At 67.4% G+C, this 17177-nt stretch carries 16 protein-coding genes; 8 read left to right on the top strand and 8 right to left on the bottom strand.

Translation table 11 applies throughout. The features are described 5' to 3' along the window. The first annotated feature begins 120 nt into the window (after positions 1-120). The 5 genes from PU630_RS16790 (at position 121) to PU630_RS16770 (ending at position 4501) form a co-directional block, all read left to right on the top strand. Positions 121-789 carry an SGNH/GDSL hydrolase family protein gene (locus PU630_RS16790; RefSeq protein WP_275278202.1) on the top strand — a complete coding sequence of 223 codons (669 nt, stop codon included), beginning with the start codon at positions 121-123 and terminating at the stop codon, positions 787-789. Between the two features lie 25 nt (positions 790-814). Continuing rightward, on the top strand, positions 815-1666 hold the full coding sequence (locus tag PU630_RS16785; protein WP_275278201.1) for a GNAT family N-acetyltransferase: 852 nt from the start codon (positions 815-817) through the stop codon (positions 1664-1666). A gap of 126 nt (positions 1667-1792) precedes the next feature. Continuing rightward, positions 1793-2098: a hypothetical protein gene (locus PU630_RS16780; RefSeq protein ID WP_275278200.1), complete on the top strand. Its 306-nt coding sequence runs from the start codon at positions 1793-1795 to the stop codon at positions 2096-2098. Positions 2099-2164: 66 nt separating this feature from the next. Then, the gene (locus PU630_RS16775) at positions 2165-2413 is read left to right on the top strand and encodes a hypothetical protein (protein ID WP_275278199.1); all 249 of its coding nucleotides are present in this window, start codon (positions 2165-2167) and stop codon (positions 2411-2413) included. Between the two features lie 129 nt (positions 2414-2542). After that, the gene (locus tag PU630_RS16770; RefSeq protein WP_275278198.1) at positions 2543-4501 is read left to right on the top strand and encodes an ABC1 kinase family protein; all 1959 of its coding nucleotides are present in this window, start codon (positions 2543-2545) and stop codon (positions 4499-4501) included. A 124-nt stretch (positions 4502-4625) separates the two neighbouring features. Here the strand turns inward: PU630_RS16770 and PU630_RS16765 are convergent, their stop codons facing one another. The 4 genes from PU630_RS16765 to PU630_RS16750 all read right to left on the bottom strand — a co-directional run bounded on the left by PU630_RS16765 (position 4626) and on the right by PU630_RS16750 (position 10493). Then, positions 4626-5795 (bottom strand): acyl-CoA dehydrogenase family protein, encoded by a 1170-nt coding sequence (locus PU630_RS16765; RefSeq protein WP_275278197.1) that lies wholly within the window; start codon positions 5793-5795, stop codon positions 4626-4628. A 21-nt stretch (positions 5796-5816) separates the two neighbouring features. Next, a complete protein-coding gene (locus PU630_RS16760) occupies positions 5817-7064 on the bottom strand; it encodes a beta-ketoacyl-[acyl-carrier-protein] synthase family protein (protein ID WP_275278196.1) in 1248 nt (415 codons plus the stop codon). A gap of 232 nt (positions 7065-7296) precedes the next feature. Continuing rightward, on the bottom strand, positions 7297-8823 hold the full coding sequence (locus PU630_RS16755; protein ID WP_275278195.1) for a class I adenylate-forming enzyme family protein: 1527 nt from the start codon (positions 8821-8823) through the stop codon (positions 7297-7299). A 1055-nt stretch (positions 8824-9878) separates the two neighbouring features. Beyond that, positions 9879-10493 carry a response regulator gene (locus PU630_RS16750; protein WP_275280130.1) on the bottom strand — a complete coding sequence of 205 codons (615 nt, stop codon included), beginning with the start codon at positions 10491-10493 and terminating at the stop codon, positions 9879-9881. Positions 10494-10802: 309 nt separating this feature from the next. On the opposite strand from PU630_RS16750, the gene PU630_RS16745 reads away from it, so the two are divergent. Beyond that, on the top strand, positions 10803-12008 hold the full coding sequence (locus PU630_RS16745; RefSeq protein WP_275278194.1) for a sensor histidine kinase: 1206 nt from the start codon (positions 10803-10805) through the stop codon (positions 12006-12008). A gap of 50 nt (positions 12009-12058) precedes the next feature. Here PU630_RS16745 and PU630_RS16740 read toward each other — a convergent pair whose 3' ends face one another. From PU630_RS16740 to PU630_RS16725, 4 genes are all read right to left on the bottom strand, one after another. Then, positions 12059-12721, bottom strand: coding sequence for an ABC transporter ATP-binding protein (locus PU630_RS16740; protein ID WP_275278193.1), 663 nt, complete (start codon positions 12719-12721; stop codon positions 12059-12061). An 8-nt stretch (positions 12722-12729) separates the two neighbouring features. Next, a complete protein-coding gene (locus tag PU630_RS16735) occupies positions 12730-14928 on the bottom strand; it encodes a hypothetical protein (RefSeq protein ID WP_275278192.1) in 2199 nt (732 codons plus the stop codon). A 47-nt stretch (positions 14929-14975) separates the two neighbouring features. Next, complete coding sequence (locus tag PU630_RS16730) at positions 14976-15272, bottom strand: hypothetical protein (protein WP_275278191.1); 297 nt, start codon at positions 15270-15272, stop codon at positions 14976-14978. Between the two features lie 237 nt (positions 15273-15509). Further along, on the bottom strand, positions 15510-15671 hold the full coding sequence (locus PU630_RS16725; RefSeq protein ID WP_275278190.1) for a hypothetical protein: 162 nt from the start codon (positions 15669-15671) through the stop codon (positions 15510-15512). Positions 15672-15751: 80 nt separating this feature from the next. Here PU630_RS16725 and PU630_RS16720 point away from each other — a divergent pair, with 80 nt between their 5' ends. Continuing rightward, positions 15752-16414, top strand: coding sequence for a TetR/AcrR family transcriptional regulator (locus tag PU630_RS16720; RefSeq protein WP_275278189.1), 663 nt, complete (start codon positions 15752-15754; stop codon positions 16412-16414). Continuing rightward, complete coding sequence (locus PU630_RS16715) at positions 16411-17163, top strand: SDR family NAD(P)-dependent oxidoreductase (RefSeq protein ID WP_275278188.1); 753 nt, start codon at positions 16411-16413, stop codon at positions 17161-17163. Before PU630_RS16720 ends, PU630_RS16715 begins: the two co-directional genes overlap by 4 nt. The last annotated feature ends 14 nt before the right edge of the window (positions 17164-17177 follow it).

The raw sequence follows: 17177 nt of genomic DNA, 5'->3' as shown, positions 1-17177 counted from the left end.
CATCTGCCGGCCGAGAGCGCGGTAATATCCGTACCCTCGGCGAGCAGTGGTTCTCTGGCGGTGAACGTGCGCGTGCGAGCGGGGACGGGATCGACAGAGTGGATGCCGTAGCCTGGGCCCGTGCTGCAGCCGGGGGCCACCATCGCGTTCTATGGGGATTCGATCACCACGGGGTGGCGGTCGATCACGGGGCCCGACAAGCGGTGGACCGCGCGTGTCTGTGCCGAGTACGGGTGGACGGAGTTGAATGTCGCCCGCGGCGGCATGGGATTCGTGCGCTGGCGGGGCGAGCGTCCGTCTGAAGACCAGCCGCGCGAGCACACCGGCGAATCGCTCGGTCTGCTTGCCGACGTGCTGGCGTCTGACGCGGACGCCTGTGTCGTCGCCCTGGGATGCAACGACTCGGTGCTCGTCAATGAAGACCGGCGTACGGGCGCGACGCGGTGGACCACGGAGCTCCGCCGTGCGATCGAGCGCGACCTGGATCTGCTGCTCGAGCGTTTCGGGCCTGCGCGACTCGCGGTCTTCGACCTGTACCGGCTCTTCCCGTTCAATGAGGCCGGGCTGCCTGCCGACGGCTCCGAGTTGCCGCCCGGATGGCTCTCAGTGCGGGCCCAGCTCGTTCCGGCGTGCGAGCAGCGCGGCATCCGGCTGCTCGACGCGACGGCGCCCGAGGTGCACCGCGGCGACCGCTTCGGCCCCGACGGCATCCATCCGAACGACCAGGGGCACGCGGCGCTCGCCGATGCGCTCGGACCTCGGCTGTTCGCACACTTCGCCGCCGCCTGAGCCGCGGCGCGGTAGCCTCGCGGGCATGGAGGTTCTCCGGTTTCGGCCGCTGAGTGCGCGAGACCTCGACGAGGCGCCGGCGTGGTTCGGCGAGATCGAGCTGCGGGCCGACGAGTGGCGGGATGTCGACACCCGGTCGGCCATCGCGGTCGACGATTCGGGAGCCGCCGCGGCGGCGGGAATCATCTGGACATCCCGGGCCCACGGCGATCGCTACTGGATCGACATGATCGTCGACCCGCGGCGACGACGCCGCGGCATCGGAAGGGCGATGCTCGGGCATCTCGCGCAGCTGCGGGCCCGCGGCATCCCGTTCATTACCCGTGGCTATGTCGACAGTGAGCGTCTGAATTTCGCGTACGCGTGCGGTGCGCGGACGATCCAGATCGTGCCGCCGACGCGGGTGCGGGCCACGCGGGCTGAGGTGCTGCGGCCACACCGTGCCGTCGTGGCCGCGGCGCGTGTGCCGTTTGCCCAGGTGCTGGGCGCGCACGCCGATATGTACGAGTGGATCCACCGCGGATGGAGCCCGGTCAGCGCCGGCTTCGCCGCCGTCGTGAACGAGGGGTTGCTCGACGACCTCGACCTGGATGCGTCGGCCCTCGCGCTCGACGATCTGGGGCACGTGCGTGCCATAGCCGCGGTCTACCTCGACAGCGAGCCGCCGGCCGTCTGCGCCGAGACCACTCGGCCCGATGAGGCCGAAGGAGAGCGGCTCGTCGAGGGATGCCTCCACCACGCACTCGCCGTGCTCGCCGACCGCGGCGTCACGAGCGTCGACCTGGACGGACACGTGACCGACCCGCACCTCATGCCGAACTGGGCGCGGCTGGCGCCTGCGGGCGAGTGGTTCCTGCTGGTCGAGATCCCGGTGTGACGGCAGTTCCTCCCCAACGCGGGGTTGTGGGGCCGCTGTCCACAGATTGTTCTTTCGCACCGATGGGCGTTGCGAACTCGATCTACAGTCGATGACATCCCTGATTTTCCGCGGCACAATGGGGGCATGACCGTGACACCGATCGGCGTGATCGTCGCCGTCTTCGTGGCTGCGGTTAGCCTTCTCCGCGTCGTGGCGGGGATGCTGCGCCGCCAAGATGCGCGATGGGACGAGAGGTTCGCACGGGAGCGAGCGAACACCGATCAGCAGTTCGAGCAGATGCAGGCGTACATGGACCGTCGGTTCGACCGCGTCGATGCACAGTTCGCCGAGACGAACACGCGCATCTCGCGCGTCGAGTCCGAGGTCGTCGAGATGAAGATCGCGATCGCGCGCCTGGAGGGACCGCCCCGCCATCTCGCTATGCGCTGATCCCTCCGTGACGGCCTTGCCCCCGGCATCCCGGCGGTAGCGTCGAAGCGAGAGGAAGAGGTCCCCATGGCGAACGCCGACGGCCGCGATCTGGTCACCCTGTTCACGAAGGCGCTGCGCAAGCTCGGCGAGGCCGGCCGGCCCGAAGAAGCGAGCATGCTCGGCGGACAGGCCTGGTGGGCGCTCAAAGACAGCGACCCCCGCGGGGCGGAGCGCGTCAACGGAACGATGCACTACCTCGCGCGCCTCGTCGCTGACCCGACGCTTCGCGAGGCCGAGCCGTCCGCCTCTTCCGACTCGCGAGAGAACACCTGACCGCCGAGAGAAACGGCTAATACCCGCATCCTCGGTCGGTGGTTGTACTCTCGCGGTTTTGCGACGCCGGGCGGCTACGCTGAACCCGACCCCGGACCCGCACGGCGGCGCCGGTGAGAGGAGGGCGCGATGAGTGTCGGCTCGATCGTCGTCGACGTGATCGTCATGACGGCGGCCACGGTCGTCGCGATGCTCGTCATCGGTGCCTTCGCACGGCGTGTGCTCGGCGTGCGGGTCGGCATAGTGCGCATCTTTCTCGCGGGCATCATCGGGCTGCTCGCTGAACTCGGCTTCGAGTCGCAATTCGTCTGGGGCTCATACACCCCGGCGCTCATCCCGGTGCAGTTCGGCATCATCCTGTTCGTCGCCATCGCATTCCTCGTCATCGCCGAGCTCGTCGTCCCGCAGGGAACACTGCCCCGGCCCGATCAGGTGCTGGCCGACATTCGCCGCAGCCGCGAGCGCAGCCGTCGCTATGCCGAGCTGCTGCGCATCGGCGCGCGCCACCGGTTGCTGCCGTTCAAGCTGACCACCGAACAGACCAGTGCCGGTGCGGCTGAGCGCCGTCGCCAGGCCGCAGCCCTCACCGCGGCGCTCGAAGACGCCGGTGGCGCCTTCGTGAAGATCGGGCAGATCCTCTCCACGCGCAGCGACGCGCTGCCCCCCGAATACATCGAGGCGTTCGGGCGGCTGCAGCAACGCGTGCCGCCCGCGCCCTGGGCCGATGTCGAACCGGTGCTGACGGCATCCCTCGGCCGACCGATCGACGAGGTCTTCGCCACGTTCTCGCACGAGCCGCTGGCTGCGGCATCCATCGGTCAAGTCCACGAGGCGACCCTCCCCGACGGCCGCCGCGTCGCCGTGAAGGTGCAGCGGCCCGGTATCGTGCCGCTCGTCGAGCGCGACATCGACATTGCTCGTCGCCTGGCGCGGCGGCTCACCCAGTCGACCGGATGGGCGCGCGCGTTCGGGCTCGACGATCTCGCCGAGACGCTGACCGAGAGCCTCCGCGATGAGCTCGACTACCGGGTCGAGGCCGCGAACATCGCGGCGATGGAGGCCGTGCAGGCCGCCCTGCCCGAAGACAAGCGTCTGCGCGTGCCGCACTTCTTCGCCCAGTTCAGCGCGCGCGACGTGCTGACCATGGAGTTCATCGACGGCACGACGCTGAGTGAGCCGGGCGTGGCCGACCGTCTCACCGACCGCAAGCGGTCGGCGCTGGCGATGCGGCTGTTCCAAGGCACGCTGTCGCAGATCATGAATGCCGGAGTGTTCCACGCCGACCTGCACCCCGGCAACGTCATGATCACGCGCGGCGATGAGCTTGCACTCATCGACTTCGGGTCGGTGGGGCGCCTCGACTCTGAGGTGCGTCGGCAGATCACCGATGTCGTGCTGTCGTTCTCGCGCGGCGACGCACGCCTGTTCGCTGACACTCTGCTCACCTTCGTCGAGCTGCCCGACGACCTCGACGAGTTCATGCTGCGCCGGCAGATCGGCGAGTTCATGTCGCGATACCTCGGCGCCGGCTCCGAGCTCGACGCGTCGGCGTTCACCGAGGTCATCCAGATCCTGGGTCACCACGGGCTGGCGGTGCCCCCGGAACTGACGGCCGCCTTCCGCGCCATCGCGACCGTCGAGGGCAGCGCCCGGGTACTCGACCCTGGCTTCAACCTCGTGACCGAGGCGACCGGGTACGCGCAGGAACGCGTCGACGAGCAGCGCCGCCCGCGGGCGATCGCGCGATCGGCCACGGATGAGCTGGTCGGGATGCTGCCTGCCGTGCGTCGTCTGCCGCGCCGGATCGATCAGATCACGGGGCAGCTGGCCTCGGGTCGGCTCAGCGTGAACGTGCGGCTGTTCGCCGACCGCCGTGATCGCGCGGTGCTACGCGAGTTCATCAATCTGGCGGCGATCACGTTCCTGGCCGGGGTGTTCGGCCTGATGGCGGCGATGCTGCTCAGCAGCGGTGCGGGCCCCGACATCACCCCGACGCTCACCCTGTTCCAGCTGTTCGGCTACCTGCTCGTGATCCTCTCGGGGGTACTCACGCTGCGGGTGGTCTTCGACGTGCTGCGACGGAGGTGACCTCGATGGCCTCCGCCGAACCGACCGGCGAGAGAACAACTACCCGCCGGAGGGGCGGGTAATCCCCGCGCTCTCGCCCGTCAGGTCTCGCCGATCTGCTCTCGGCGCGCCGCGCCGGTCGCCGTCAGTCGTCGAGCAGCGCCGCCGCGTACATCGGCCGGGCGGCGTCCTCGCTGGGCGGATGGAAGAGGCCGGCCGTGGCATCCCGGAACAGGCGACTCAGCTCGTTCGAGTTGTTGAACCCGGCACCGCTCGCGCACATCAGGGCGACCTCGGCCGACCTCCGCGCCGCCTTCGACGCGTTGATGCGCGCCGAGACCAGGCGCAGCGGCCACCCGGCGCCGTGGTCGGCGAGCTCATCGAACTCGCGCGTGTAGGTCTCGAGCTGGGCGGGCACCGCCATGAAGTCCATGAACGCATCGGCCAGACGCGCGCGCGATTCGGGCACCTCGGCGTAGCTGGCGCCGGCCTTCGCAGATTTCCGGCGCTTCAGGCCCGCCGCGCCCAGGTCGAGCGCGCGGCGCGCGACGCCCGCGTAGACCGAGCCGATCAGCAGCTGGAAGCAGCTCGTGATCGCGAAGGTCAGCAGGTCGGGGGTGCGTCCGGGCGCGAGGCGGCGGGCGACGCGGTCGGGGCGCACGCGCACGTCCTTGAGGATCGTCGCGCGGCTCTGCGAGGCGCGCATGCCGAGCACGTCCCAGTCGTCGGACACGGTGATGCCGGCTTCGTCGCGGTCGATGAAGCCGTACATGAGCTGTGGCTCGTCGCCGGTGGAATCGAGTCCGTGCACGATCAGCCGCGTCCACACCGGCGACAGTGAGGTGAAGATCTTCACGCCGGTCAGACGGTAGCCGCCGTCGCCCTGCGGCACCGCCACCGTGTTCGAGCCCTGCAGCACCCAGTCGTTGCTCGGCTCGCTGATGCCGAACGCGAAGATCTCGCCGGCCATCGTCTCCTCGAACACGTACGCCAGCGAGCGATCACCGCGGTCGAACATGGCCTTCACGACGCCGTTGCACATGAGGTGCATGTTGATCGCGAGGGCCGTGGCGGGAGCGGCTCCCGCCAGACGCTGCTGCAGACGGGAGACCTGGTTGAGGCTCAGCCCGGGTCCGCCCAGCTCTTCGGGCACGAACAGCTGCAGGTAACCCTGCGCGCGCAGCTCGGCGAGGTCTTCGTCGAAGAAGCGGTTCTTGCGGTCATACACCGCGGCGCGCTCCCGGAACCGCTCGAGCAGCTCGTCGGGAAGATAGTGCTGAGCCAGCTCGGCGTGCCGCGCCTCGCGATCGGTCATGGAGTCTCCTGTTCTCGGGTGTCAGGCACCGTCGGGCGCCTTGCGGAGGATGATTGCGCCGTTGTGGCCGCCGAAGCCGAACGATGTCGACAGGGCCGTGCGGGCGGTGGCCGGGGTCGGGGCGGTCAGAACATTCCATTCGGGGAATGCAGGGTCGTCCAGATTGATCGTCGGGGGCAGGATGCCACGGCGCAGCCCCTCGATCGTGATGACCGCCTCGACCGTTCCCGATGCGCCGAGAAGGTGCCCGGTGGACGATTTGGTCGCGCTGATCGGGATGCCCCGGGCCACGGTGCCGAGCGCGGCTTCGAGGGCGTTCATCTCGGCCGCGTCGCCGGCGACGGTGCCGGTGCCGTGAGCGTTGATGTGGTCGACGTCTCGCGGTTCGAGGCGCGCGTCGGCCAGCGCGGCGCGGATAGCGCGGGCACCGCCGGCGCCGGCGGGGTCGGGCGCGGTGGGGTGGTAGGCGTCGCTCGAGGCGCCGAAGCCCGCGAGTTCCGCGAGAACCTGGACGCCTCGCGCCTGCGCGGTGGCGGTGGACTCGAGCACCAGCGCGGCTGCCCCCTGCGCCATGACGAACCCGGAGTGGCCGGTGTCGAACGGGCGTGACGCGCGAGTCGGGTCGGCGTCATACCCGGATGCCAGTGCGCGCATATTCGCGTTCGATGACAGGTTGACGCCGTTCAGGCAGTCCTCCATGCCGACCACGACGACGGCGTCGGCGTAGCCGTGCCGGATGCGGCGCAGGGCCTCGCCGAGCCCGATCGTGCCGCTCGCGCACGTCGCCGAGACGCCCTGTGCCGGTCCTAAGATCCGGTGATGCTGACTGATCAGGGCGGCGGCGGCATCCGGCGCCCCGTGCATCGACAGGCTCAGCGGCACGGCGCGCGGGCCGCGCTCGTCGAGCGCGCGCGTCGCGGCCTGCATCGCATCGACCGGACCCGAGCCCGTTGCGGCGATCACCGCGGTGCGTTCGCGGTTCCAAGGGAGCGCGCCATCGCGCGCTCCCGCCTGGAAGAGCGCCTGGTCGGCGGCGGCCAGTGCCCAGTGCTGCACGGGCGTGAGCCGGCGTGCGAGAACAGTGGGCAGCGTGGTCTCGAAGCCGCGCACGCGACCGCCGATGCGCACGGCCAGGCCATCGAACTCGGGGCCCGTGAGGGTTGTGATCGCGCTGCGGCCGGTGACAACGGCATCCCACAGCGTCTCGACATCGAGCCCGCTGGGCGTGATCGCCCCCATCCCGGTGATGACGACGCGGTTCACGGGCATGTCGCCAGCCGCTCACAGGCCCGCAACCCACGCGCGTGGACACGGCGGCCCTCGCCCGAGGCGAGGGGATCTGCCCCGGAGAGGACCGAATGCGCCGAAAGGGTCCTCGCCACGCCCAATCCCCTCGCCTGAGGCGAGGGACCGGCCGCTGCCGGGCGGTCGGCGCACATGGCGCGCGCGCCTGTGACGCGCAGGGAGGCAGGCGCGCAGAGAGCGGGAGTGGATGCCGCGGTCACAGGCGCTCCGCCTCTCCCCGCTCTACGAGCTCGGCGGTCTCGCCGCGGCGGATCTTGCCGCCGACGGTGCGTGGCAGGTGCGCCACCCGGTACCAGCGGCGCGGCACGAACTGCGGGGCGAGGCGCTGGCGCGCCCACGCCTGCAGTGCCGCCTTGTCGATGGTGGGGGATGCCGCAGCCTCGTGCTCGGGGGCAGTTTCGAGCACGAGCGCGACGATCGTGCCGAGCTTCGGATCCGGCAGCGCGATCGCGCACGCGGCGGAGACGCCGGGCATGCCGTCGAAGGCGCGCTCGACCTCGGGAAGGGCGACCTTGTGCCCACCGGTCACCGCGATGTCGCCGGCGCGACCGATGAGCTGCAGCCGGCCATCGACCATGCGGCCCTGGTCGTGCACGGTGGCCCAGCCGTCGGCGTTCTTGAGTCGCGCATCCGTCGTCGCGGAGATATACCCGTCAGAGCATGCATCGGCCAAGATCCAGAGCGTGCCCGGCTCGCCCGCGGGCGTGCTGCCGTCGTCGATGCGCGCGCGGACCTCGTCGTACACCGAGATGAGGGTGCCGTCGCCCTCGCGGCTGTCGCCGATGAAGCCGATCTCGGCGGCGCCGTAGTAGCTGATGAGGCGCACCTCAGGCAGCACACGCGCAAGACCGTCGCGGATCGCCTGCGGCAGGTTCGCGCCCCCGGTGACCACGAGCTGCAGGCGCGCGAAGCGCTGCGGGTCGCGGCGCGCGGCGTCCACCATCGACCGCACGACAGCCGGTACGGCCACCACGCGGGTGATTCCCTCGTCGCGGATGCGCCTGCCGTTCTCGAGCGGGTCGAAAGCATCGGCGACGTGCACGGTGCCGCCGGTGGCGAGGCACTCGATGACCGCGTAGAGCGTGAGGCTGTACGAGACCGGGCCCGGCGCGAGCGTGACCACGCCGGGCAGCGGCTCGAGGTGGCCGCTGGAGACCGCGACATTCGCTCGGTACTGGCGGCGCGTTTTAAGGAACGCCTTCGGGTCGCTCGTGGTGCCCGACGAGAACAGCAGCAGGAACGACTCATCGTCGTCGCGCACGGTCGGGGCGTCGGCCGGTTCGGTCGCGCCCTCGAGACGGATGAGCTCATGGAGCGTGAGAACGGTGCCGGTCCACCCGCGAGCCGCGAGGGCGTCGGCGAGATCGGGAGAGTCGCTGATCACCAGCCCGATGCCGGTCGACATGATCACGCCGACGCGGTGGTCGAGCGGCCAGCGGGGATCGATCGCGGCCGACACCGCGCGGTACCCGGCCAGCTCCGCGATGACACGCGCGGTCTGGAAGGCGGAGGTGAGGCTGACGGCCGTGATCGGGATGCCGCGGGTCTCGGGCGCGGGCGCCGGCGGCGTCGTCTGGGCCCGGTGCAGGGCGTCGACCGTCGCGAAGAGGCGTCGCGAATCGCCGACGAGCTCGGCGTAGGTGAGGAGGCCGTCGGTACCGGCGATGGCGAGGCGCTCGGGATGCCGCTGAGCGACGTCGAGGACCGTCCCCGTGATGGGCACCTCAGACCTCCCCTGCGCGGCGCGACCGGCCTCACCCAGTCTACGGCGTGGTTTTTGGATGCCCTCCGGCACCCGTCCGTTCGATGACGGCGTTGAGCTGCGAGATCTGAGTGAGCATGGCGAAAGGGTCCTTTCCAAGCGACCGCGGTGTCGGGTGATCCGGCTGGCATAGCCGGGCATCAGAGCGCGAATGGGAGAATGAGGAAGGTGCTCAGGGGAGCGGGGGTTCTCAGAGGTTCAGTCGGCGGGATTAGCGCAAGCCGCGAGCGATTGCCCCGTAGGGGTTGAAGAGCGTCTCTTCGGAGACGAGGTGTGCGACAGCGGAGGACGCAGGACCGGAACGCCGTGCCCACTCGGTGGCTGACACTTCCAGGGCGTCTCGCTTGCAGCCGCACAGTCAGTTGGCGAACCGGAGCTCGGATGCCTGGTGGCCTCGAGTTCGGTGCAGCTCGAGCGCAAGAACCTTCACGGTCACAGGGACGGCTGAATTCTCGGCATTGCGCTCACGATCTGGCCGCACCTCCTGCGGGCAGTACTGGAAGCGAACGTGCTTCTTCGCGTGACGGCAACTGGAGAAACCGTCGGCGTACTGCACGTTGTTCAGCGGATGGGGGATGGTCTGCTCGGCTGCAAGCCGTGCCGCCTCGGGGTGCTTGCTCGGAAGTCGGCGTCGTAGAGGTCGGAGAGTCGCATAGGGGAAACCTTTCTCGGGGTGGTCAACCGCCACAGTGGAGGAGACCGGCTGGGACAGGATCGACGGCGCGAGGACCTGCAATAGGCTGCTGATCCTGCGGGGACACCATCTCGACGTCCTGCACCTCTGGTGCAGATGATCGCCGGGGAGCCGATCACCAAGGCGCGGGTCCGGCTGACGCTCACCCGGTCCTCTGGCCCCGCGGAGTGCAGGCGGGCACGGGGGTCTCCGGTCTCAAGCTTGCGGAGGGTGGTAGAGAGTAGAGACGCCTGCGCGTACGCGTAATACGTGACAGCGGTGCGGGGCTACCGTGGCGTCATCGCAGAGCTCGATCCACTCGTCAGCACGGGGGCTGCCGTCCTCAGCCGAGGTGGATCATTCCGATTTCGGCAGCGCGGATGAGTATCTGAGTCCGATCTCGAACGCTCCATTTGCGTGCGACGCTTCCCAGGTGCGACTTCACGGTCGCCTCGGAGATGTTGATCGCGCGGGCGATCTCGGCGTTGGACATCCCCTGGGCGAGGTGTGCGACAGCTTCGGCCTCGCGAGGAGTCAGTACTTCGGACCCCAGCGTATCCGGTCGCGGACGCGGCGATCTCTGGAGCGATGATACGAGGAGACCGGCGACGCGGGGCTCAAGCACGGTGGTGCCGGTCGCGACCCCTCTGATCGCTTGCAGCAGCTCCGCTCGCGTGGCACCCTTCAACAGATACCCGGACGCTCCCGCGCGCAGCGCCGGCACGATCGCGTCCAAGGCAGCGAAAGCTGTCATGACGAGTACCCGCACAGACGGCCAGCGTCGGGTGATCTCCGCGGTGGCGTGAACGCCGTTTATCCCAGGCATCTGCAGATCCATCAGCACCACATCGACCGCGCCGAGTTCCATTGCTCGGATCGCGGCGTTCCCGTCACCGGCCTCGCCGGTGACCGTGAAGACAGGGGGGTGGTGGATGAGCGTCCTCAGTCCGATTCTCATGACCGGGTCGTCATCGACGACAAGGACCCGGACAACTGTCATAGCTGGATTTTACGGGGGCTCGTGAGGCCGGAGCTCCTGCATAGACGAAAGTAGGAGTCTCGTTTTCTTCTGGAGCCCTCAGGTGACAGCGTCAAGTCGTCAGAGCTGCGAGAGCTTTGCAGAGAAGGGAAACGATACACATGCTGGGATTCATTCTGGTACAGGTCATCGGTACGGTGAAGCTCCTCGATCCCTGGTGGTGCCAGATCATCCGCACGTGCGGGTGAGTGAAGCACGGTCGGGCTGCCGGCCCGGTCGCATACCGTGTTGACAGATCAATCCGTCGTCGGGTCTGCTGGAACGATGTCACTCAGGACAGTGCGTAAGAGCGGTCACGACCGTCCGGCCACGTCGTGGCGGACGCAGAGCGCACTGTCTACACCGGAGTGGTGGGTTGTTTTCGCTCTGGCGGGCATCGGTCTGATCGCCAGCCCGCTGCTGGATCTGACGCAGCCCAACCCTGACCCGATCTCGGCCGTGATCGATACCGTGTTCTGCGTCGCTTTCGTTGTCGCGGCCCGATCACCTTGGGCAGGTTTGCTTGTATATGCGCTTGCTCTGGCGGCGTCTTTCCCGTTCCACGAGCAAGAGGTCGTGCTGTCGGCTATAGCGCTCTCTTCGTGTGTGCTCGTTCGCGTAGGCAGCATCCGCGCCATCGCCGGGTTCGTCGCGCTCATGGGGGGAGGCGTGGTCATCGTCGCGGCCACCGTGCAGGGGACACACGGTCTGAATGTTTTCGTCGGGATCCCGTTTGTCGCGTTGGTCAGCAGCGTCATCGGCGCAGTCCTCCGCATCGCTCTCGGCCGGGCTCGGACGCTGACCGCAGAACTTCAGCGTCGTATCCAGACTGAGCAGGCGATCCGCGCCGAGGAGCGACAGCTCATCAGCGATGAGCTCCACGACGACATCGCACACGATCTCACCGTGATCTCGACGTACATCAGCGTGCTCGAGCAAGACCAGGAGCAGGGAATCGACCCGGCTACCCGAGCCCTTGCGTTGACCGTGCTCGGGAACACCACTCGCAAGGTCCTCGACGATATCCGCCTCATCATGCAGCAGGGAACCGCGATCGAGGAGCAGTCGATGCGTGCGCTGGCGGTCGCGTTCGACGATGCGCGTCGCGAACTGGCGGCGGCGAACCTCCGAGTCGAGGTCAAAGGCGATCCGGAAGACGAACGCGTGAGCCGTCTGGTGTCAGCCACTCTCTCTCGGACTCTCCGCGAGGCCGTGACGAACATCCTCAAACATCATGGGCAGAGCCCGATTCGCATCGAACTGTCCGTCGTCGGTGACGTCGTCTGCTTCGACGTCACCAATGCGCTCCCGAAGGTGCAGGGGCAGGCCGAGCCGGGCTTCGGCACCATCCGGATTTCTGAACGTATTGAGCGACTTGCGGGCAGTTGTGTCATCGGGCCGGATGGCGATTCTTGGGTCGTCTCGATACGGATCCCACGCCACAGCTCGCTGTAAGCGCGCGCGAGGGCTCAGGCGCCTGGGAGGCGTGTGCCGTTGCTGTGGCCCTACTGCGCCGTACCCGTGGACGGGAGGTTGAAGACGCGGTCGCATCGAGCCGCCACCCGACGATCGTGCGTCACCACGAGGAGCGACTTGCCGTACTCCTTCTGAAGGGCGAGCATCTCTGTCACTGCGATGTCGGCCAGCGCGTCGTCAAGGGCGCCCGTGGGTTCGTCGGCGAGGATCAGCTCTCCGGGTTTGAGGAGGCATCGTGCGAGGGCGACGCGTTGCCGTTCACCCCCGGAGAGGGTCATGATCTTGTCGTCGATCACATCGCGCAAGCCTAGTCGCGCCAACAGGTCGATGCTCTGCTTCTTCTTCGTCGTCCGGCGTTGTTTGACACTGTGCATTCCGATCAGGACGTTCTCTAGCGCAGTTGCGGAGCTGATGAGCGCGAAGGATTGGAAGAGGTAGTTGATCCGATCTCGGCGCATCGCACTGGCCGCGTGGCTGTTGATGCGCGGCAGTCGCTTCCCGCCGACGAGGATCGTGCCCGAGGTGGGGCTCTCCAGCAGGCCGATGATGTTCAGCAGCGTCGACTTCCCCGAGCCGGAGGGCCCCACGATTGCGACGGATTCCCCCTGAGAAACTTCGAGGTTCACGTGATCGAGGATGGTGCGGGAGCCATACGTCTTGGTCAGATTTTCGACAGTGAGCAGAGCAGTCAAGACGACTCCTATTCTTTGAGCGCTGAGCTCAGTTGCAGGCGCGAGTACCGCCGGATGAGGAACGTGACGAGTGCGAGCTGGATCGCGAGCAGGATGATGCTGCCCAGGATCGCGCTCGTGGACTGCAGCAGAATCGCGACGATCACGGCGATCGCCCCGGTCACACCGATCACGAGGATCGCCGGTGCGAAGAGTTGCATCAGCGCGTAGCCGAGCATGCGCTTGACCACGAGCGATTCTCGGTAGGTGTTCGAGAAGAGCCGCAAGAGTGCGATGAGGGCGACGGAGATGAGGAGGAAGAGGAACACGATCACGCCGCCGAACAGCTGCAGCGTTGCCTGGATGGTCTTGGTGAGGCCGGCGATGAACTGGCTGACAGGCAGGAATTCGACCTTGTTGTCATCGAGGTGGTATTCGGCCAGGTACTGGCTGCTGGTGTACTCGTGCGCCGCGGCCGTGCTCAGCTTGATATAGCTGTTGTCCAGTCCCACCGCATACAGGCTCTCGCTCTCGAAAGGGATCATGTTCGCGGGCGTGCTGATGAGGATCACGGGATCAGTGACGGTCGGTGGCAGGGAAGTGTCCGTCGTCCAGGAGAACAACGGGGTCTTCGGGGAGTAGTCCTCGAACACGACCTTCTCCTCATTGAAGTACTCGGTGCGGATCGACGGCTCGTATTTCGGGTGGCTGTCTTCGGTCAGCCATTCCTGCATCGCTGTCGTAGCCGTTCCTGTCCAGGTATCGGGTAGCAGGAAGACCCGTTCGCCTTGTTCCGCGCGCGCCAGGATCTCGGGGCTCACGTCGAACCCTTGTTCGGCGAGCGAGCTCGGAGAGGCGGCGATGTACCAGAAGGGTTGCTCCGGCACAGACGCGTAGATCCCAGACCATTGATCCAACGTCGACCGGTCGTAGTGAACCGTATTCGTGAGGCTCACGCCGGGCTTGTCCGCGATTGAGCTGTACCAGTCGTAGAAGTCCTTCGCAAGTTGCGTGGACTGTCCGCTCATGCTTGCCCCGTCGTTGCCCGGGCTCAACTGATAGAGGATCTCCTGGTTCTCCACCGTCGACCATGTGTGGCTGACATTCGCGAGCTTGCCGACCTCCTTGATGGGACCGTCGATGTATACGAGCATGAAGGCGAATCCGGCGACCGCCGCCAGGTAGAGACCGCTGAGAGTCCACAGCAGAATCTTCTTCGAGTAGCGTCCGAGGATCGCGTTGACGGGCTTGGTCGAGGTGATCACACAGATGGCAATGGCGATGCACACCAGCACAGGCACCGTCCCGGCGACGGCGCAGCTCCACGCCGCCGCCATAAGGGCGCCGTTCAGCTGGTACCCGTGCGCCAACACGATGGTGAGAAGGAATGACAGCACCGCCGTTGCCACCGCGGTCAACAGCGCAGATCGGAACATCTTGACGGCGAAGCCCCAGTTCGACTTCCCGAGCAGCAGATGCACGCCGAGGACGGGGAACGAGCGTAGAGCTTCGAACACGAGCAGGAGCAGGAGCAGGATCGAGGCGGCGATCAGGCAGCCGAGCAGGATGGAGGGGATCAGCCCGCTGTCGGTCTCCTGCCCGTGCAGTGGGGCGAGCATGCTCTTCGGCGTCTGGCCCGTCAGATCGGCGAGCGACGTCAGCAGCTCGTTCACCTGGGTGGCGTCAGCCCCGACGACGCGGTAGGTGCCGTTGATCGTCCCGGAGGTGTCGATCATATGCGACAAGTTCACGACGGAGAGCCGAGGTGCGAACGCGAGCTCGGGAATGGTGGCGATCACGTCCCTCGCATTCGCGTCCAAGCCCACGGATTTCGTGGGCTTGCTCGTGAGGAGCTTGGAGATCGTCGGGGTGTCGACCAGCGACGTTCCGAGGAATCGGAGGTCGAGCGCGGACGGAGGCGTGCGAGGGTTCGCAATCACTCCGATTCGCAAAGCGCTCAGGCCTCCATCGACGTTGGAGGTCTGATGATCCACTCGGACGACCGCTCGCCCGTCCCCATCCGCAAATCGACCGAGTACGGACAGGACGCTGTCCGCACGGTCTTCGGAAACGCCGTACAGGTAGATCGATGTCGACGTTGCCGGATATTGATCGACCTCTTGCTGCAGACGGACGCCCTGGTTCACGATGAACAGCACGCTTGCTGTTGCGCCGATCAGGACGATGAGGATCGAGCTGACAATTTTCGACCAGACGGAAATGAGCATCACCATGGCACTTTCTCCGGGGTGGCACGGCGCCACCCCGATGTTGGTCAGCCGCGCGCGTTCCAGTAGGCGGTGGCCTGACCCGTCCCGACGAACTGGATGGCGTGGGCCGCGGTGCCCGGCTTCTTCCATCCGGAGAACGTCGTGTTCGCGGTGGTGCTGTGGTCGTAGACGCCCGACTGGACGGTCGACTCGCTGTAGACCCCCCAGCTGCGTCCGTGGTCCCAGCTGATGGCGCTTCCCTTGTAGTAGACGGTCTCCGCCTGCGCGACGGCCGCCGTCCCTGCCACGAGGGCGCCGGCCAGCAGAACGGCCGAGACGCCCTTCTTGATGAGTGTGTTCATGTCACTACTTCCTTTCATGAGGTCCACGGTGACGCTCATTCACGTATCAGGTTTCCCATGCGGGTTAATGCCGTCAACGCGGCCTGCGACCTTTGGTGGATAAGGCCGCATCAGTCACATATCGCCGTCTGCCAATTGTTCTGGACGCCGGGCTGCCACTGATCGTACGGGCTGGTCCCGAGCTCGCAGATGGGCTCCGTCGTGCGCAGAGCGCGTCTCTTCATGCTGATGGGTCTTTCAGGTGGGGTAGTGGATGAGGCGCGCTATCGCAACATGCAGGGGTTGAACGGAGGCATAGCTCGCAAGTTCGTCGAGCTGGCTCTTCGCGCCCTTCTCGAAGGTGCGCAGCAAAAGCCTCGAGGTGCGGGCGCGGTAGAGGATCTCGTCGACGTAGACCATCTCGACTTCGTCGGGGAGGTCAGGGCATTCCCATGCCCGGCATGCGGCTGCCATGCGGCCGGTAGGTTTACACCGTAAACATGGGACGAACGTTGGATGCTGCGGCCATCGCCGACGCGGCGATCGCGCTCGTCGACGCGCATGGCGTCGACGCTCTGTCGATGCGCCGGGTCGGCACAGAGCTCGGCGTGTCGGGCATGGCGCTGTACCGCCACCTCTCCGACCGCGACGATCTGCTGCGCCGCATGGTGGCGCGCATCGCGTCCGAGTTACCGCCGGTGCCCGCCGTCGATGCCGACTGGCGCGAGACCCTGCGCCGCCTCGGCCTGACCGCCTGGATCGCCTTCGAGCGCCATCCGTGGTTGGTCGACCTCGCGGTCTCGCCGACGCGGCTGATGGATGCCACTTCCACCGTCGGCACCGAGACGGCGCTGCAGCGGCTCATCGACGCAGGGTGCAGCCCCGACCACGCCGAAGAGATCTTCGTCGCCGTCGCGGCGCAGCCCATCGGCATCGCTCGGATCGCGCTGTCGCGTGCGGCCGAGCGGGCGGTCCACTACGCCGACGCGACCGCGCCCGGTCCGCTCACTGCGGCCTTCCGCGCGCAGGCGTTCGACGCCGCCCGCGGTCGACGCCTGCTCGAGACCGCGCTGGATGCGCTGCTCGACGGGGTCGCGGCATCCCTCACCCGTACATCCGGAGCGATCACGCCCGGAACACCACAACGAAAGGAATCGAAATGACACTCACCGACAAGGTCGCGATCGTCACCGGCGGAGCGGGCGGCATCGGGCAGGGAATCGTCCGGCACTTCCTGAAGGAGGGTGCTCGGGTGCTCGTCGTCGACATCATCGACCAGGCTGCGGGCGACGAGCTCGTGGCGGGTTTCGAGCCGGCGGCGAACGTGCGGTACCTGAAGTCCGACATCTCCGTGGCTGCCAATGCGCCCGAGATAGTGTCCGCGGCCGTCGCGGCATTCGGCAAACTCGATGTGCTCGTGAACAACGCGCACGCGTCGAAGCAAGCGCCGATCATCGAGACCACGCAGGAGATGTGGGACCTCTCGATGGGCACCGGCATGTACGCGACGTTCCACCTCATGCAGGCGGCCTACCCCGAGTTGAAGAAGACGAAGGGCGCGATCGTGAACTTCGCGTCGGGGGCGGGGCTGAAGGGTCTGCCGAATCAGGTGACCTATGCGGCCGCGAAGGAGGCCATCCGCGGGATCACCCGCGTCGCCGCGCACGAGTGGGCGGCCGACGGCGTGCGCGCCAACCTCGTCTCGCCGGTGGCGCTGACCCCCGGCATCCAGCAGTGGTCCGAGGCGTTCCCCGACGCGTATGCCGAGGTCGTCGCCGGCGTGCCGCTGGGCCGTTTGGGCGACCCCGAGACCGACATCGCACCGGTCGTCGCCTTCCTCGCCAGTGACGCCTCGCAGTACGTCACCGGTCAGACGCTGATGGCCGACGGCGGCTCGATCATGCTGCACTGACGCGCGCGGGGCGC

This window comes from Microbacterium horticulturae, from assembly GCF_029094505.1.
GTDB lineage: Bacteria > Actinomycetota > Actinomycetes > Actinomycetales > Microbacteriaceae > Microbacterium > Microbacterium horticulturae.
The sequence above is the reverse complement of the archived record's forward strand: the minus strand, read 5'-3'. Positions and strand labels throughout refer to the sequence as shown.

What these genes read in the sequence shown, in the direction of transcription:
- PU630_RS16785 (WP_275278201.1), top strand. Translation starts at nt 815, where the DNA reads ATGGAGGTTCTCCGGTTTCGGCCGCTGAGTGCGCGAGACCTCGACGAG.
- PU630_RS16780 (WP_275278200.1), top strand. Translation starts at nt 1,793, where the DNA reads ATGACCGTGACACCGATCGGCGTGATCGTCGCCGTCTTCGTGGCTGCG.
- PU630_RS16775 (WP_275278199.1), top strand. Translation starts at nt 2,165, where the DNA reads ATGGCGAACGCCGACGGCCGCGATCTGGTCACCCTGTTCACGAAGGCG.
- PU630_RS16770 (WP_275278198.1), top strand. Translation starts at nt 2,543, where the DNA reads ATGAGTGTCGGCTCGATCGTCGTCGACGTGATCGTCATGACGGCGGCC.
- PU630_RS16765 (WP_275278197.1), bottom strand. Translation starts at nt 5,795, where the DNA reads ATGACCGATCGCGAGGCGCGGCACGCCGAGCTGGCTCAGCACTATCTT.
- PU630_RS16760 (WP_275278196.1), bottom strand. Translation starts at nt 7,064, where the DNA reads ATGCCCGTGAACCGCGTCGTCATCACCGGGATGGGGGCGATCACGCCC.
- PU630_RS16750 (WP_275280130.1), bottom strand. Translation starts at nt 10,493, where the DNA reads ATGAGAATCGGACTGAGGACGCTCATCCACCACCCCCCTGTCTTCACG.
- PU630_RS16735 (WP_275278192.1), bottom strand. Translation starts at nt 14,928, where the DNA reads ATGCTCATTTCCGTCTGGTCGAAAATTGTCAGCTCGATCCTCATCGTC.
- PU630_RS16730 (WP_275278191.1), bottom strand. Translation starts at nt 15,272, where the DNA reads ATGAACACACTCATCAAGAAGGGCGTCTCGGCCGTTCTGCTGGCCGGC.
- PU630_RS16725 (WP_275278190.1), bottom strand. Translation starts at nt 15,671, where the DNA reads ATGGTCTACGTCGACGAGATCCTCTACCGCGCCCGCACCTCGAGGCTT.
- PU630_RS16720 (WP_275278189.1), top strand. Translation starts at nt 15,752, where the DNA reads ATGGGACGAACGTTGGATGCTGCGGCCATCGCCGACGCGGCGATCGCG.
- PU630_RS16715 (WP_275278188.1), top strand. Translation starts at nt 16,411, where the DNA reads ATGACACTCACCGACAAGGTCGCGATCGTCACCGGCGGAGCGGGCGGC.